This is a genomic window from Neobacillus sp. SAB-20_R2A (assembly GCF_049568635.1).
GTDB classification, from domain to species: Bacteria; Bacillota; Bacilli; order Bacillales; family Cytobacillaceae; genus Neobacillus; species Neobacillus citreus.
Genome location: NZ_CP145895.1, coordinates 464,041 through 481,750, shown reverse-complemented (window position 1 = coordinate 481,750; position 17,710 = coordinate 464,041). Strand labels below are relative to the sequence as shown.

At 41.1% G+C, this 17,710-nt stretch carries 13 protein-coding genes; 8 read left to right on the top strand and 5 right to left on the bottom strand.

The window, feature by feature from the left end; all coding sequences use genetic code 11:
• Positions 1-388 precede the first annotated feature (388 nt).
• From V5M37_RS02410 to V5M37_RS02400, 3 genes are all read left to right on the top strand, one after another.
• Positions 389-1,630: a saccharopine dehydrogenase family protein gene (locus tag V5M37_RS02410; RefSeq protein WP_423800595.1), complete on the top strand. Its 1,242-nt coding sequence runs from the start codon at positions 389-391 to the stop codon at positions 1,628-1,630.
• A gap of 1 nt (position 1,631) precedes the next feature.
• Positions 1,632-2,759 (top strand): carboxynorspermidine decarboxylase, encoded by a 1,128-nt coding sequence (gene nspC, locus V5M37_RS02405; protein WP_423800594.1) that lies wholly within the window; start codon positions 1,632-1,634, stop codon positions 2,757-2,759.
• A 654-nt stretch (positions 2,760-3,413) separates the two neighbouring features.
• Positions 3,414-6,719 (top strand): glycosyltransferase, encoded by a 3,306-nt coding sequence (locus V5M37_RS02400; RefSeq protein ID WP_423802561.1) that lies wholly within the window; start codon positions 3,414-3,416, stop codon positions 6,717-6,719.
• Positions 6,720-6,817: 98 nt separating this feature from the next.
• On the opposite strand, the gene V5M37_RS02395 is transcribed toward V5M37_RS02400, so the two are convergent.
• Positions 6,818-7,357 carry a hypothetical protein gene (locus V5M37_RS02395; protein WP_423800593.1) on the bottom strand — a complete coding sequence of 180 codons (540 nt, stop codon included), beginning with the start codon at positions 7,355-7,357 and terminating at the stop codon, positions 6,818-6,820.
• A 298-nt stretch (positions 7,358-7,655) separates the two neighbouring features.
• On the opposite strand from V5M37_RS02395, the gene V5M37_RS02390 reads away from it, so the two are divergent.
• Both V5M37_RS02390 and V5M37_RS02385 read left to right on the top strand, forming a co-directional pair.
• Complete coding sequence (locus V5M37_RS02390; protein ID WP_423800592.1) at positions 7,656-9,113, top strand: sensor histidine kinase; 1,458 nt, start codon at positions 7,656-7,658, stop codon at positions 9,111-9,113.
• Positions 9,113-9,799 (top strand): response regulator transcription factor, encoded by a 687-nt coding sequence (locus tag V5M37_RS02385; protein WP_423800591.1) that lies wholly within the window; start codon positions 9,113-9,115, stop codon positions 9,797-9,799. Before V5M37_RS02390 ends, V5M37_RS02385 begins: the two co-directional genes overlap by 1 nt.
• Before the next feature lie 55 nt (positions 9,800-9,854).
• Here the strand turns inward: V5M37_RS02385 and V5M37_RS02380 are convergent, their stop codons facing one another.
• Both V5M37_RS02380 and V5M37_RS02375 read right to left on the bottom strand, forming a co-directional pair.
• Entirely contained in the window at positions 9,855-10,592 is a 738-nt protein-coding gene (locus tag V5M37_RS02380; protein ID WP_423800590.1) for a YqjF family protein, read from the bottom strand.
• Positions 10,593-10,711: 119 nt separating this feature from the next.
• On the bottom strand, positions 10,712-11,839 hold the full coding sequence (locus V5M37_RS02375) for a GerAB/ArcD/ProY family transporter (protein ID WP_423800589.1): 1,128 nt from the start codon (positions 11,837-11,839) through the stop codon (positions 10,712-10,714).
• Positions 11,840-12,005: 166 nt separating this feature from the next.
• Between V5M37_RS02375 and V5M37_RS02370 the strand changes: the two genes are divergently transcribed.
• On the top strand, positions 12,006-13,628 hold the full coding sequence (locus V5M37_RS02370; RefSeq protein WP_423800588.1) for a spore germination protein: 1,623 nt from the start codon (positions 12,006-12,008) through the stop codon (positions 13,626-13,628).
• Between the two features lie 33 nt (positions 13,629-13,661).
• On the opposite strand, the gene V5M37_RS02365 is transcribed toward V5M37_RS02370, so the two are convergent.
• Together V5M37_RS02365 and V5M37_RS02360 are read right to left on the bottom strand one after the other, a co-directional pair.
• On the bottom strand, positions 13,662-14,771 hold the full coding sequence (locus V5M37_RS02365) for a GerAB/ArcD/ProY family transporter (RefSeq protein ID WP_423800587.1): 1,110 nt from the start codon (positions 14,769-14,771) through the stop codon (positions 13,662-13,664).
• A 14-nt stretch (positions 14,772-14,785) separates the two neighbouring features.
• Positions 14,786-15,019, bottom strand: coding sequence for a hypothetical protein (locus V5M37_RS02360; protein ID WP_423800586.1), 234 nt, complete (start codon positions 15,017-15,019; stop codon positions 14,786-14,788).
• A gap of 239 nt (positions 15,020-15,258) precedes the next feature.
• Here V5M37_RS02360 and V5M37_RS02355 point away from each other — a divergent pair, with 239 nt between their 5' ends.
• Entirely contained in the window at positions 15,259-16,458 is a 1,200-nt protein-coding gene (locus V5M37_RS02355) for a Ger(x)C family spore germination protein (RefSeq protein ID WP_423800585.1), read from the top strand.
• 18 nt (positions 16,459-16,476) lie between these two features.
• Entirely contained in the window at positions 16,477-17,670 is a 1,194-nt protein-coding gene (locus V5M37_RS02350; RefSeq protein WP_423800584.1) for a Ger(x)C family spore germination protein, read from the top strand.
• The last annotated feature ends 40 nt before the right edge of the window (positions 17,671-17,710 follow it).

Here is a 17,710-nt window from a genome sequence, read left to right as displayed (position 1 = left end):
TTCAGGGAGTTAAGGCCATACGGACAGCCGGGTCAAGTGCCGAGTGGCAACTTGGTTGCCTTATTGATTGAGTTAAAAGCTCAAATTTTATAAGTTGGTTACTTTACAACCAGTGCATATGCACACAACTTGTGAAACGGTCAATAAGAGTGGAAAAAGGCATTATTTGCTATATAGACTCTGATCAATTGATATATTTTGATTATTAGAAGCTTTCTTCATAATGTCCAATTAACCATTATGGTAGAGGTATCCGTGTGTGTTTTTTACGGTATACTTATGCTTTTTAATATGACGATTATATCTAAAGCAAGTGTTGTGCGCGTAATATGCGAATTACACTTGCTTTTTTTGTTGGAAAAATATTACTAAGTGAGGGGATATGAAAATGGGTAAAGCACTTATTATCGGGGCTGGCGGCGTGGCATCTGTTGCCGTTCACAAATGTGTTCAAAACAGCGAAGTATTCGAAGAGATTTGTATTGCAAGCCGTACAAAATCAAAATGTGACGATCTTAAAGCTAAATTAGACGGCACAACCAAAACAAAAATTACTACTGCTCAAGTAGATGCAGACAACGTTGATGAGCTAATCGCGTTAATTAATGAAGTAAAGCCAGATATCGTTATGAACCTGGCATTGCCATACCAGGACTTAACCATCATGGACGCTTGTCTTGCAACGAAAACACACTACATGGACACGGCTAACTATGAGCCTGAAGATACGGCTAAGTTTGAATACAAATGGCAATGGGAATACAAAGAGCGCTTTGAAAAAGCCGGTATTACTGCCCTTTTAGGAAGCGGCTTTGACCCAGGTGTGACAGGCGTATTCTCTGCTTATGCATTAAAACATTATTTCGATGAAATAGAATATATCGACATCCTTGACTGTAACGGCGGCGACCATGGCTATCCGTTCGCAACAAACTTTAACCCAGAAATCAACATCCGCGAAGTTTCTGCTAACGGACGTTATTGGGAAAATGGCGAATGGGTAGAAACTGATCCAATGGAAATCAAACGCGTTTACAACTTCAAGGAAGTTGGCGAAAAGGATATGTATCTTCTTTACCACGAAGAGCTTGAATCCCTTGCGAAAAACATGCCGGGACTTAAGCGTATCCGTTTCTTCATGACATTTGGCCAAAGCTACATTATGCACCTAAAAGCTCTTGAGAACGTAGGAATGACTTCTATCGAACCAATCGAATTCGAAGGAAAGCAAATCATTCCGCTTCAATTCTTGAAAGCTGTATTACCTGACCCAGCTTCCCTTGGACCTCGTACAGTCGGCAAAACAAACATTGGCTGTATCTTCAAAGGGAAAAAGGACGGCAAAGATAAAACTTATTACGTATACAATGTTTGTGACCACCAAGAATGCTATAAAGAAGTCGGCTCTCAAGCCATCTCTTATACAACTGGTGTTCCAGCGATGATCGGCGCTGCCATGATCATGACTGGCAAATGGAACAAAGCAGGCGTTTACAATATTGAAGAATTCGATCCAGATCCATTCATGGAAGAGTTAAACAAATGGGGACTTCCATGGGTAGAGGATTTCAATCCAGTTCTTGTTGATGAACTGCCAGAAGACGTAAAAAAACCGGAGTTAGTTCGCTAAAATGCGGTTTGAAGAACTACCAACACCGTGTTATGTAGTCGATGAAGAGCTTGTTGAAAGAAATCTAAAAATCCTGAATGGCGTTATGCAGCGTACTGGAGCAAAGATTGTTTTAGCACAAAAAGCTTTTTCGATGACAACAATGTATCCCCTCATTGGACAATATTTAAGTGGTACAACAGCAAGCGGTTTGTTTGAAGCACGGTTAGGCCACGAGGAAATGGGCAAAGAGAATCACGTCTTTGCCCCTGCCTACCGTGAAGATGAAATCGATGAAATTATTTCGATTTGCGATCACATTATTTTTAATTCTTTTTCACAGCTGGAAAAATTTAAAGATAAAGCATTACAGGCGGGCCGAAAAGTGGGCTTGCGCATCAATCCTGAGTGCTCCACCCAAATTGGACATGCGATTTATGATCCATGTTCACCTGGTTCCCGTTTCGGCGTGACTAGAGACCTTTTCCGTCCAGAATTGCTTGAAGGTGTGTCAGGACTGCATTTCCACACCCTTTGCCAGCAAAACTCTGACGACTTAGAAACCACTCTTAATGCGGTCGAAGAAAAGTTTGGCGAATGGCTTCCACAAATGGAATGGATTAACTTTGGCGGCGGCCACCATATCACTAGGGAAGATTACGATATTCCTAGACTAGAAGCTTGTATTAAGAGAATGCAAGAAAAGTACGGTTTAGAGGTATATCTTGAGCCAGGTGAAGCAGTTGCTCTTAACGCTGGCTATCTGATTACATCTGTCCTTGATTTACATCAAAATAAAATGGATATCGCTATTCTTGACACGTCTGCAACCTGCCATATGCCTGACGTATTAGAAATGCCTTACCGCCCTCCTCTCTTTGGTTCAGGCGAAGCAGGCGAGAAGCCATATACATATCGTCTTGGCGGGCAAACCTGCCTGACAGGCGATGTGATCGGCGATTATTCGTTCGACCAGCCATTAAAGAGCGGTGATCGCTTGGTGTTCGGCGATATGGCCATCTATACCATGGTTAAAAATACTACCTTCAATGGCATGGCACTTCCAGCGATTGCAGTAAAAGGTAAAGACGGCGATTGCAAAGTTGTACGTGAATTTGGTTATCAAGACTTTAAAATGCGCCTTGCTTAACCAGAAGCGAAAAAACCAGACTCAGAAACATGAGTCTGGTTTTTTATTTTCTACAGGGAATTTTATTAACACCCAAAATTACCCTCCATAACCATTAAAGATTTAAAGAACTTCCCGACATACCCCCAAAATCTCAAATTAAATCCCTAAAGTTTTAATGTTGGTCAATTTTTGTCGAATAATGTCCGTCCGCAGGATACGCAAAACACTTACGCTTTTCCTTTTACTTTTAAAACAATTGTTTTATTAAAATATAGACCCATTACACCTTAAGGAGGAATCATATTGAATCGAGTTTTCAGGTGGATGATTAGATCCCTTTTTGCACCTGTTACCGGAAATGCAGGAGCCATTGCGAGCACACTAGGTTTTTTTCTGAGCTTTTTGCCTTTACATAGTCTGCTCATTCCATTATTGCTTGTTCTCTCACTTTTGCTCCGCCTTAATATTGTCGCCATATTCCTTGGCACATTGATTACGATTTTTATTCCGAATCTGCGTCACTTACCCCTTCTGGATTTGGAAGCATGGAAAGATAACTGGTTATTTTCCTCCATGAATATACAACTTTCGCAATCCATTACGGCAGGTATCTTAGGTGGTTTAATCGGGCTTGTCTGCTATTTCTTCTTTCAATGGTTTTACAATCTAGGGTTGAAAAAAAGGGTGCAAAACCAAGAACATGTTTTTCTTGATCCTGCCAAAAGACGCTGGACCATTGTGAAACGAATGAGTGCAGGCTTTGTTGTTTTAATTCTTTTAGTCATGACTACTTTTATAGAAAGCTTGAATACAAACCCAGCGTTCCCGGAATTGGAATTAAATAAAAGTTCAGTTAAGAGCGGGATTGAGCCGATTAATCAAAGTTTCAGTGAAGCAGAGCTCGCCAAGCAGCTTCAAAATACGAACCCCTCCCCTCTTACACTTAAAAATAAACAAATCGCAAGCAAACAAGAGGTATATGGTTTTTATGTTAATTGGGACGAAAACAGCAAGACTTCTTTTAAACAAAATAGCGATACCATTACAACATTGGTACCGGAATGGCTGCAGCTTACTCCCGAACTTACCTTAAAAGCGAGCACTGACAAGTCTATTGCCGCACAGGCAAAAGCCCATCAGATTAAGGTGCTCCCATTAGTGAATAATTTTATAAATAATAAATGGGATGGCGAACTTCTTCATCGGTTATTTACAACTCCCGGCGCGGAAGATTCTTTTATTAAAAATTTATTTGAATATGTAAGAGAAAATGAGTTTGACGGTATTAATATAGACTTCGAAGAAATCGATCCTAACGACAAAACGAATTTCACTCGGTTTATCGAAAAAGTATCCAAAGAGTTTCATCAGCATGGCCTCATGGTCACAGTGGATGTCCCTCCGAAACACGAAAGTTTTGATTATGCTGCTTTAGCGGCTAACGTTGACCGCGTGATTGTCATGCTCTATGACCAGCATACGTCTATGAATAAACCAGGACCTGTTGCTGCATCTGATTGGGTGAAAGAGAGTTTAAACCAGCTCCCTATTCCCTCTCAAAAATTAATTGCTGGCTTGGGGAGCTACGGTTATGACTGGGAAGAGGGCTCTAATCGTCCTGCCGCTGCGAAAACGTTCGGGGATATCATGAATTTAGGAATTGGAACGAACCTCCAAATCCATTGGAATAATCAAGCAGGTAACCCTTATTTACGTTATAAGAAGGACGAAAAAAAAAAAGTTGTTTGGTTTTTAGATGCCGCGGCGTTCTATAATCAAATGAAGCTGGCGATGGACACCGGTTCCAAAGGGGTAGCCGTTTGGCGTCTCGGTTCTGAAGACCCTTCTATTTGGAATTTCATGAACCAGCCAAAGCATATGAAAGACCCATCTGGCTCCCTTAAAACCCTGGTTCATCCTGAGCCCGTTCACTATACAGGTGACGGTGAGGTTTTAAAAGTCGCCTCCCAATCAGAAAAAGGGAAAAGATCCATCCAAGTAGATTCACAAGGGTTGATTCAAAATGTAACCTATAGGAAATTACCGAAGCCTTTGGAAGTGGTTCGGTATGGAAAACCTAAAGCCAAGGAAATTGTCCTTTCCTTTGATGATGGTCCGGACCCAGCCTATACATCACAAATATTAGATATACTGGAAAAGCATCATATAAAGGCAAACTTCTTTTTCGTTGGTGAAAATGCCATAATGCATCCAGAACTGATTCAAAGAATATACGTGGAAGGCCATGAAATTGGCAGCCATACTTTTACCCATCCTGATATGGCAGCCATCACGCCATTACAAACAAAAATGGAGCTAAACGCAAATCAGCGAATATTTCAAGCCATCACCGGCCATTCGATGAACCTTTTCCGCCCGCCGTTTGAGGCCGATGCCCAGCCGGGTACAAGAAGCCAGCTGCTGCCCATATTGCGTGCACAGGAGATGGGTTATACCATGGTTGGTGAATTCATTGACCCAGATGATTGGAAAGGGATTTCCAGTCAAGAAATAGTAAAGCGGGTATTGGAACAGCTGCCGGAAGGAAATGTGATTTTACTGCACGATGCCGGCGGCGACCGCTCCAACACGGTTCAGGCCCTGCCAATTATCATTAAAGAATTAAAACAACGCGGGTATACCTTTACGACCATTAGCCATTTAGTCGGAAAAAACGACCGTCAAACGATGCCCCCTGTTACAAAGCAGGACAGCCCTTATCTGGTTTACGACAAGGCTGTATTCAAGGTCATGCAAGGCTGGAATTTAGGATTAAGTGTCCTGTTTTATTCAGCCATCTTTTTAGGAATTCTGCGCCTGGTTATCTTCATTTTCTTATCCAGAAAGCAGGTAAAAAGCTATAAAGAAACCCAAATTGACCCTGGCTACACACCTTTTGTCAGTGTGGTGATCGCTGCCTATAATGAAGAAAAAGTCATTTGTAAAACAGTCGATTCAATTTTATCCAGTGATTACCCTGCTTTCGAGGTGCTGATTGTCGATGATGGCTCAAAGGATGATACGGCTGCAGTAGTTCAAGAAACTTATGCAAATCACGCTCACGTCAGATTAATTAAAAAAAACAATGGGGGTAAATCATCTGCAGTAAACCTTGGTTTTAAGGAAGCAAAAGGGGAAATCGTCGTTGCTCTTGACGCAGACACTCTCATTGCAGAAAATGCTATCTCCCTGCTTGTTAATCATTTTAAAAATGAACAGGTGGCAGCTGTTTCGGGCAATGTGAAGGTCGGCAATAAGGGAAACCTCCTAACAAATTGGCAGCATATCGAATATGTGACAGGCTTTAACCTTGAAAGAAGAGCCTTTGCCGCTCTCAATTGCATTACCGTTGTACCGGGGGCAATCGGTGCATGGAGAAAGAGGGATGTGGAAGCAGCAGGATACTATCAAGAGGATACTCTGGCAGAAGATACCGATATTACTCTTACCCTATTACGTCTTGGGAAAAAGATTGAATTTGAAGAAAAGGCGTATGCCTTCACAGAAGTGCCTGAAGATCTCAAGAGCCTTTCAAAACAGCGCTACCGCTGGGTTTATGGCACGCTGCAGTGCTTATGGAAACATCGCCGAGCATTGTTTAATAGGCAGCACAGCTCATTAGGGTTTATCGGCCTTCCAAATATGTGGGTGTTCCAGTATCTCTATCAAACTATATCACCTATTGCTGATATATTATTCATCCTGGCTCTCTTTAATGGAAATCCAGGAAAAGCAGTCATTGGCTTTATTCTTTTTTACCTGCTTGATTTCGGTACTTCTTTATATGCGTTTCATTTGGAAAAAGAAAGCCCAAAACCGCTTGTCTCTCTGTTCCTGCAGCGCATCTTGTACAAACAGCTGATGACCTATGTCGTGATAAAATCCATATTCTCCGCCATAAAAGGCGTAACCGTTGGTTGGAATAAACTAAAACGGAAAGGGAATGTCAGCCAGGAAAGCTACAATGTGAAGTTATAGGAAAAAATACTATTCGTACAGATCCTTCCCATTTGGGAAGGTCTTTTTTTATATTGAAAAAGAGATCACCAATGTTTGGTGATCCCTTTTTCAAAGATCTATAAATTTTTACCGTTGTTGACTTTTTGATCTTGGCGGCTCGCTGCATTTCCTTTAGCGTCTTGAGACACTTGTTGTCCATAGTTGGCTGTCGCTGTGGCTGCATTTGACCCCGCTGGCGCCGATGTGGTCGTTGTCGTTGGTGCTTGTACGCTTATTGCCGGTTTCGGTGTCGCAACAGGTGTTGTTTCCGGTGTCGGAGCTGAAACAGGCGTTGTGGTTGTTTTAGCATTGACCGGATTGACGGTAGTGCTTTTGGTTACTGTATCTGTTTTCTGTTGGTTGGCTGTTTTATCTAAAGCCAGTTTAGGAGAAGACTTGATTTGCACATCATTTAAATTCGTTGGCGATGTTTGGTCTTTTGCTGTTTTATCAGTTTGGCTGATGATATCTTGCTTTTTATAATCACTGGTTATCGCTAATGCGTGTTCTTTTACTAATCGTTTAACAGTTGGAGTGGCTAACAAGGCGTTGGCAGCAGAAAACGTAAATGCTCCCGCTAACACCATGGCAAAAGCTCCCCTAATACGTTTGTTCATATGATTCCCCTCGTGCTTTTTCTCTCGATTCTATTAAAAAATACGCTAACTCCCTGATAGATTATGGGGGTAATAAGTGAAAAAAGCCTAAAGATGAAGTTTTCCCCGCCTCCCTCTCCCGTAATTTAATAAATTTTTAATACCTACTTAATAGCCCGTTTAGCCTGGTTGGCTATGATTATCTTGTCGGCCGTTTCATTGCGAAGCGGCTGCTGATATATGATAATAACAGTATCAACGCTGGATGATAATAAGATTTTTATAAGCAAAACAATTCCAGAAGAAAGCAGTGGAATCGATGTCCATTAAATTAAGGCTTGTATTATCCAATCTCGCCATGATTCTTGTGCCGATTATTTTTGTTTGCTTATCCGCCGTATTAGTCGCGTTATTGTTCAAAACGGATGTTAAAGAATTGCGGGCGATCTACCTCCCGCCGGAGCATTACAAGAAAATATCGGAACAAAATCAGTTTTTTATTGATTTACGCAAGGAAACTATGAAAAATCCGGAGCTGTTCATGGATCCAGCTTATCTTAAAGATCTTGACAGCCAATTAAATCAATCCACCGACACCTCCTTAATTGTAAGAAGAGGAAAACAGATCATATATTTGCCCGAAAAGTTAAAGGACTTAGACAAGAAGGAACTGCCGCCATTTGGCCTCTTTCGGGAAATCGAACCCGTTGAGCAGGTAAATCATCAATTTGTCTCCATCAAAAAGTTGGATTTCTTCTATCCTGATGGTTCCGAAGGTTCATTATTCTTCGTCAAGGATGCCAGTGGTGTCACCAAATTCGTGCGGACCTTCTTCCCTATTTTATTTACCTTATTAATTCTGGTTTTAATCGGCACGAATGGACTACTGACCTATTATGTCTCCAAAAGCATTATCCGCCCAATCCGAGGACTGCAAAGGGCCGCCCAAAGCATGAAGGAAGGCGACCTCAGCAATCCGATTCCCGTTAAATCGAAAGATGAAATCGGACAACTTGCACAAGGGTTTGAGGAAATGCGGGTTAGGTTAAAGGAATCGATTGAAACTCAGCTTGCGTATGAGGAAAATCGTAAAGAGCTGATTGCCAACATTTCTCATGATTTAAGAACACCAATTACGACCATCAAAGGGTACATGGAAGGAATCCGCGACGGAGTTGCCAACAGCCCAGAGAAAATGGACCGTTACATGCAGACGATTCTTTCGAAAGCAAATGAGCTGGACCGGATGATTGAAGAACTCTTTTTGTACTCCAAACTAGATCTGCAGCGGCTTCCTTTTCATTTTGAAAAAATTCACTTCGACCACTATTTGGAGGATTTTGTTGAAGAGCTTCGTTTTGATGTGGAAGGAAAACGGGTTGATATTAACTTAAATATCGAAAAATCAGGGGATTATCTAGTGATGGGAGACCGTGAGAATTTGAAAAGGGTCATTACCAATATTGTCGATAATTCCTTGAAATACATTGATAAACCGGACAAAGTGCTGTCCTTTCATTTATCAACAAACAATTCCTATGTTCTTTTTAAAATGACAGATAATGGACCTGGAATCGCGAAGGAGAGTTTATCCTTAATATTTGACCGTTTTTTTCGTGCTGATTCAGCGCGGGGAACGGACAAAGGCGGAAGCGGCATGGGCCTATCAATTGCGAAACGAATTATTGAAGAGCACCAGGGGTCCATCTGGGCGGAAAGCCAAGAAGGACATGGAACGACGATACTTTTTACGTTGAAAAAGGCAGGTGTTGAGTAGTGAAACGCATCTTAATTATTGAAGATGATAAAAGTATTGCCGAGCTTGAACGGGATTATTTAGAAATAGAGGGATTCTCGGTTGAAATTTCTTTCACTGGAGATGCCGGACTGAAACAGGCACTGGCGGAGGATTTTGACCTCGTGCTGCTCGACCTGATGCTGCCGGGAGTAGACGGGTTCCAAATTTGCAAGACCATCCGAACCGAGAAAGACATCCCCATCCTGATGGTTTCGGCGAAAAAGGAAGATATTGATAAAATCCGTGGTTTGGGGCTTGGAGCAGACGATTATATCGTCAAGCCGTTTAGTCCGAGCGAGCTAGTGGCAAGAGTAAAGGCGCATCTGTCCCGTTACCAGAGACTGATCGGCAAGGTGCCACAGAATGACAGCATCCTGATCCGCGGCCTTCGCATCGACCAAACGTCAAGAAGGGTATATATAAACGACGAAGAGATTATTTTTACCACCAAGGAATTCGATGTATTAACCTTTCTGGCCCTAAATCCAAACCGTGTCTTCAGCAAGGAGCAATTATTTGAACGGGTATGGGGGCTCGATTCCATGGGCGACATTTCCACCGTCACTGTCCATATCCGAAGGATTCGCGAAAAGATTGAAACCGACCCATCCAATCCCCAATATATCGAGACGGTTTGGGGTGCAGGGTACCGGTTTAAAGGGTAATCATATATAGTATTAACGGCGAACAGTCTCCAGTACCGTTCGCCGTTTTTTAGTTTCACTCATTCTTTACTCTCCTAATATTTGAAAAAATAGAATCAACCCCAGGTGAAAAATGAAGGAACGGTGCCATCTTTGGAAGGTCAAACTTAAAGGGAGAAACCAAGGTATTTTGGCAGATATCTGCTTCCGCACGGTGCAATGGCCAGGGAGCATGGTCAATCTCGCCGCAAAAAATGTTCCCTTTTGCATCGACACTGTATAGACAATATCGTTCGGTCAGCCAGTGATCAAGTGTTCCACATTCCGCAAAATAAACTTCTGATGAAGCGCTAAACTTCCCGTCAAACCCCACTGGAGAAGTGCTTTTCCGATCTTTTCTTACACTATTGTAAGAAAACTCCGCTCTCTCTTCCCAAGCATGAATCTCAGAATAAAAATACGGCAGCCGGTACCACTTCCGTGCAATGGTATAGGTGGCCCAATGCGGTGCATCAAGTGATAAAAAATAGACGCCTGGCTTTCCTTTATATTTCACATAGGTCCGGACATTGATTTCCGGGAACTTTGCAAATAACGGCAGTCTCGGCAACCCGCGCAGAAAAATCCCATCCATTACAAACACAACAATCCCAATCCAGGCATATCTCTCAAACGTATCGATTTGTAACGCTTTAGGAACAAATGGCCGAATCACTTCCACAGGAACGGGCCAATGGGCAAATAATAAATTCCGCCATGATTGCTTCATAATCCAATTTTTCGATACATCTTGAAAGGAATGAAGGAAATCCATTTGAACTCACCCCTGCTTAAGATAAAGGCACATTTGTTACATCACTTGTCGTCCGATCCAGCGTGACAAAATCGCCAGAAGCAGCCAATTTATTACCATGTTTAATCGATCTTTTTTATCTAACTTTTTTGTTGGTTTGAAATATTGGTTCGTGATGAACCAATATAATTTCGAATCCACATCACAATAAGGACAATGACAGGAATCCCGACCAGAAGCGGTAAACCAATTACATACCACATTTTAAAATAAAAAAAATCTTGATAGAGAACTTTATTTTTCGCCCCTAAGACAGAGGTAATAAAGATGAGGGCAACGACTGGGAAAATCAAAGGCTGATATCTTTTAAACTTAAAAATATCGGCTAACCCAATCACCACGACATAAACATATAGAAATATTTTCGCAAAAAATCCAACGGCAAATGTCCCAACCACAATCGAGTCCATTCTCTCGATAATATGGCCGACATTAATTTTCTCAACGGCAAGAAGCAGCGGAATTTCAACGTTCTGTGCGTTTACGCCGATTACACTAATAACCAAAAGAAAGGTCCAGGAAAGGCCTAATCCACTTAACAAGACGGACAATAAACCCGTTCTTTTTACCAATTTGGGCTTATTTAAATATGGGAAAATCATCAGGAAAAGAAAGATTTCCCCAAACGGGAAAAAGACCGTTAAGGGGACCGCCTGTTTAAGCACTGGCATCAAGCCAAATTCTAAGATCGGCTTTACATTTTCAATTTTTATAATCCCGGAAGCAATGACCGTTATATTTCCAATGACGCCAAAGGCAACCATTGCGCCAATTAAGATCTCCGCTGTCCTTCCCAATACTTCAATCCCTAAATAACAGCCATAAGAAACCAATAAGAGACTGATGAAAATAATAACAGGGACAGGTGTTTCAGAAAGAATATAGGTCCCCATTGTATCCCCTAAATGCCGGACGTTATATGCACCGGCAAAGAAAAAATAACAAATATACACGAAGCCAAGAGGCAGCCCGATATATTTACTAAATACCTGAACTAAAACCCCAGTAAAAGGAAGGGTTGGATACCGCTTGAATATTTGAAAATATACAAAGAAAAATAGAATGAGGGCGCCGGCCATACCAAGTGCGATTGATATCCAAGCATCTTGTTTTGCATGCTTTCCTATGCTCGTCACAATGCCGGTTCCTAATTGAAATAGAAACATGAGAGAAAACAGCTGCCTTGCATCAATCTTCGCCTTTTCCATTAGGTTAATGTCCTTCCCTAACAACCAAAATGAATATTCATTATTGTGAGCTTTCAGCTGGTAAATTAAACCTCCACATAATTGTTTTATAATGACCCACGTTAAATAGAATATGCCTAATGTAAGAGGAAATAATAACCTTAAATATAAGAGGAATATGAGGGAAATGACCTTGAATTTTTTTAAAAATAAAAATAAAAAATCCATTAAAGACAAATGGGAAGAGAATCAAAAGGAAACAGCGAAACAGTCTGCCACGCAAAGCCAGGCCAAACAAAAAAATGAACCGTTAGAGCCTGTATTAACGGATAACATCGAAAGAATTAAAGAATTATTAGGAAACAGCGACGACATTATTATAAGGGAAATCAGAATTGGCAAGGATGGCAGGATTAAAGCTTGTGTCGTTTTTACAGACGGCTTGATTGATAGTCAATCAGCGCAAAACTTCATAATGGAGTCGTTAATGTATAATTTGCGCATGACAGATGTCGAAGCGGAAACCTTTACGGGTTTGAACCTTTTATCCTATTTAAAAGAAAGGGTATTAACCGTCGGCGACATTCAGGATTTAAATGATTTTACAAACCTCCTGGATTCTCTTTTATCCGGTAAAGTGATTCTTTTATTTGATGGATATTCGAACGGCTTCACCATTGATATGAAAGGCTGGATGCAGCGGTCGGTGGAGGAGCCTACGACTGAGACGACAATCAGGGGCCCTCGTGAAGGCTTTACAGAAAATATCCGGGTTAACACTGCCCTAATCAGAAGGAAAATCAAAGATCACAACCTATGGATTGAATCAAGGAAAATTGGAAAAGTATCAAAAACAATCGTCTCCATCATGTATATAAAAGGAATTGCCAGTGACAAGATTATCGAGGAAGTACGCAGCCGGCTCGACCGAATTAAGATTGACAGTATTTTAGAAACTGGCTATATTGAGGAATTAATTCAGGATGGAGTACTTACACCTTTTCCCACCATGTATCATTCGGAACGGCCTGATGCCATCGCCGCGGACCTGTTTGAAGGGCGTGTTGCCATTCTGGTTGATGGAACCCCATTTGTTATGACAGTGCCTATCGTGTTCGCACAGTTTTTACAATCACCGGAAGATTATTATAACAGGGCAGATATTTCAACGCTTCTTCGTTTCTTGCGTTATGTTGGTTTTTTTATCGCATTATTGGCACCTTCTTTATATATTGCTATCACCACCTTTCATCAGGAAATGCTGCCGACGCAATTACTCATTACCCTTGCCGCCCAGCGGGAGGGTGTTCCGTTTCCAGCCTTTATCGAAGCCCTTGCGATGGAGGTAAGTTTTGAAATATTACGTGAAGCAGGTTTAAGAATGCCAAAAGCGATTGGCCAAGCGGTTTCCATTGTTGGAACACTTGTTATCGGCTCTGCAGCTGTTGAAGCCGGATTTGTGTCAGCTGCCATGGTAATCGTCGTCGCGATTACAGCTATCGCCAGCTTTATTGTCAGTAATTATGAATTAGCGATTGCCATTAGGATGCTACGCTTCCCCTTCATGGCCATCGCGGCCTCATTTGGTTTATTTGGAATTATTGTAGGATTGATTGCGATGGTTCTACATTTGTGCAGCCTGCGTTCATTTGGCGTACCTTATATGGCCCCCTATGGTCCCTTTATCAAAGAGGATCAAAAGGATGCCATTTTCCGATTTCCAAGATGGGCAATGTCTACACGGCCCCGGTTATTCAGTCAAACCAATATCGTACGCGAAGACACTCCTGCCCCAAAACCCCAAAAATAATGAAAGCTGCCTTTACTCCATAGGCAGCTTTCTCTATTTAGCATCCTTTATACATTTCCTTAATCCATGAATCATTAATAATAATAAAGGAAGAGCAAGCCCGTATATTAAAGAATAAACTGGCCAAATTTCATAGTCAAATTTTGCTGAATGGGTAACATTGGGGTGTGAATACAGGGAAAGCACTACCACCATCATCCCAAAAGGGAACGTAAAGGGACGGTAATCTTTTATATTTAAGGTTTGTCCAAAACTGATAATCCCCGCGTAAAAATAAATCACCATTTTAAAAAAAATTGTGATTAACCACATTATTGCCAAGATGGCTTCAATTCGTTGCAAAAAATCCCCAATTTTTATCGATTGAGCTAAATTATAGCTTGGATACATCTGTCTGGCGCTGGTCTCAGGACCTAAAACTAAAATAGTCAAAAAGATAAGGATGGTTAAACACCCCCCCGCTGTACCGATGGCAATAAAAAAGGATTTCTCAGCCGGCCTTTGCTGCTTCACGAAACTTGGGAAAATCATCAATATAACGATTAATGGAAAAGAAAAACTGCTTAAAAAAATGAATACAGCCCGGATCATTGGTTTTATTCCCGTGAATAGTATGGGTTCTAGATTTTGTAATTTCCATAAATCAGAGGTTAACAATACGGATCCTACAAGCAATACGAACAAAAAAATAAATACAGGAAAGAAGAGTTCTGCAGCACGAGCCACTGTCTCAAGACCAAGGCGGACTCCCATCAATAAGATGCACGCTAATATGATATGGATCGCTTCAATTGGGGTATACAGCAAAATTTGGGTAGTTAGGAAATTGCCAGCATAATAGATTAAATCTGATGCAGCAAAGAAGGCAAAGAACACAAAAGATAGGGAAATGGATTTACCTAACCACTTCCCGAGAACCGATTCCAAGATTTCAGCCAGTGTCATCGCAGGGAATATCCTGCCTATCATGACATATAAACCAACGATCAAACAACAAATGACTGTACCGATAATGGCTATTATCCAGGCATCCTGTTTTACCACATTAGCAAGGCTGCCAGGTATCACTAAGATCGTCGTACCTACAGAAAACAAAATAACTAGAATCGCAAATTGCCGTGCGCTTATTTTAAGATTTTCCATTACTTTCACCCAACCTATTTCAGCAAGCCGTTTATAACATTACTCATTGGCTGGAGAACCATTCTGATCCCATTCAAAGGGTTAGGAATGCTTAAATGCAAGCTTTCTGCTATCCCTAATCCAACTGCCATAACCATTAAGACGGAAAATACCCATAGCTCTTTTGTTAACTTTTTTTTTCGCAGTTTAGGAATTTCAAAAGCAAAAATCAAAATGGCTGCCACTATAGTAATTGCAACTCCAAGCATTTGAAGGTCTTCCTCTCATTCACTGTTATCCTGTCTATTCCCTACTCTTTTTTTCATTATTCACACTCACTCGCCATCCATTCTTCACTTATTTTATACATAATAAACGGTGCGAATCGCATTTGATGGTTTTTGTCGAATTTTCTCTTCAAGAAATAAAACATCCTGCCATTTGCTAGCTTAAAAAACCAGATTTTGGGGAGCATATTACTAGCTTAGAGGCCTAAAGGAGTAATGGCATGAACCGAAAATTCCTTTTACTTGTTTCCATCTGCTCCCTTATCCTTCTCACTTCCTGTTGGAATCGAAGAGAATTAAATCAGCTTGGCATTGTAATTGGAATGGGAATTGATAAAGCAGATGGTAAATACCTAGTGACAACACAAGTCGTAAATCCCAGTGAAATTGCAGCATCTATAGGAAGCGGCGGCAATACTCCTGTGGTTGTTTATCAAGAAAAAGGGGCTACATTATTCGAGGCAATCAGAAGAACGACAACCGAATCACCACGAAAACTATATTTTTCTCATCTTCGTCTGCTCGTTTTTGGAGAAGAATTTTCGAAAAATGGGATTGGTAAATCATTAGACCTTTTGTCAAGGGATCCGGAATTTCGAACTGATTTTTATATTACAATCGCTAAAAACAGCCAGGCAGGCGATGTTTTAAAAGTCTTAACGGCCATAGAAAAAATTCCCGTTCAGCAATTATACGATTCACTCCTAACCTCGGAGAAACAATGGGCACCCACACTGCCCATTACATTGGACCAATTGAATTCAGAATTAATAGATGCAGGAAAGGATGTCAAATTAACTGGGCTTATGATAAATGGGCCGCTGCAAGCGGGAGAAAGTCTGGGGAAATATCAGCAATCTCAAGCAGAAACCTACTTACAATTTGATGAGGTTGGTGTATTTAAAAAGGATAAATTACTAGGATGGTTATCCACAGACGAAAGCAAAGGCCTCAACTACGCTTTAGGGAATGTCAAAAGTACGATAATAACCGTGCCCTGCCCTGAAAAAGGTCTTGCCAGCATTAAGCTGATTCATACAAAAACAGAGTTAAAAACAAAGGTTTCAGACGGTAAGCCAACAGGACACATCAAAATTACTGCAGCGGGAAAGCTGGGAGATGTGTATTGCAACACACTCGATTTAAGTAAACCGGAAACCATCAGCCAGTTAGAACGGAAAGCTGAGAAAAAAATGAAAGACAACATTCTTAAGGCTCTACATGCTTCGCAAAAGAAATATAAACTCGATCCATTTGGTTTCGGGGAAGCTGCGCGCCGTGATAACCCGGATTTTTGGCATTCGGTCAAGAATGATTGGCAGCAAATTTTTGAAAGAATGCCGGTAAACGTGGAAGTTACTGTAAAAGTACATGATGTAGGAATGATTAAGAACTCTCCTTTAAATTTAATGAAGGATTAACCACATTGGAGGAATGAGATGGAACGAAAAACCCTTATACTCATACTTTTAAGTTCCATCCTCCTTTCTGGCTGCTGGAACAAACGTGAATTAAATGAACTATCCATTTTACTTGGATTGGGGGTTGATAAAGAGCAGGACCAATATGTTCTGACTGCCCAAGTAGTCAATCCAAGTGAAATTGCCTCAAAGAAAGGCGGCAGCGGCAAAGCACCAGTGGTCGTTTATCAAAGCAAGGGAGACACACTATTAGAAGCAGCCAGGAAAGTGACCACGGCTGCCCCAAGAAAGCTTTATTTTGCGCACCTGCGAATCCTTGTCTTCGGAGAGAAATTGGCAAAGGAAGGAATAGGCGGAATCATTGACGGTCTTTTAAGGGAACCGGAAGTGCGCAATGATTTTTACATAACAGTAGCCAAGAATGCAAAAGCAGCAGATGTTTTAAAGGTATTAACTCCGTTAGAAAAAATTCCAGCTAATAATTTGTTTAACTCCCTCGAGGCATCAGCGAAATCATGGGCGCCAACCGAAGGTGTTACATTAACTACACTTGTTAATAACATGGCAAGCGATGGGATTAATCCTATTTTAACCGGTGTTGAAATACGAGGAAATGTTAATGAGGGAGCAAATCTTAAGAATACCGAACGGACGAAACCGAAAACAACCTTAGACTATAAAGGAATGGCGATTTTTAAACAGGATAAACTGATTGGATGGTTAAATGAAAGTGAAAGCAGGGATGTTCATTATGCCTTAGGAAAAGTGAAGAGCAGTGTAGGGAATGTAAAATGCCCGCAGGGTGGAAAAGCCGTCATTGAGGTAATGGGAATAAAAACTAAACTTGCTGCAAAAATGATGAAGGGGAAACCTCAAGGCTCGGTAAGGATTAAAGTGCGAGGAAATGTCGGGGAAGTAGAATGCAAGGGATTAGATTTAACAAACCCTAACTCTATCTCTTATTTAGAGAAAGCATCAGAAATTGCCCTTAAAGAAAAATTGAAATTAACGATAGAGCATGTTCAAAAAAATTATAAAATTGATATTTTCGGCTTCGGGGAAGCACTTTATCGCTCAGAACCCGATGCGTGGAAGAAATATAAAAAAGATTGGGACCAGACATTTTCCGAAATGCCTGTTACCGTTAAGGTTGATATGTCCATCCGACAAACCGGCACTATCAGCAATTCGCCCCTTAATAATATGAAATAGGTCTTAAAGGATGTTACCCCTTTGAGAAAAGTGAGGAACA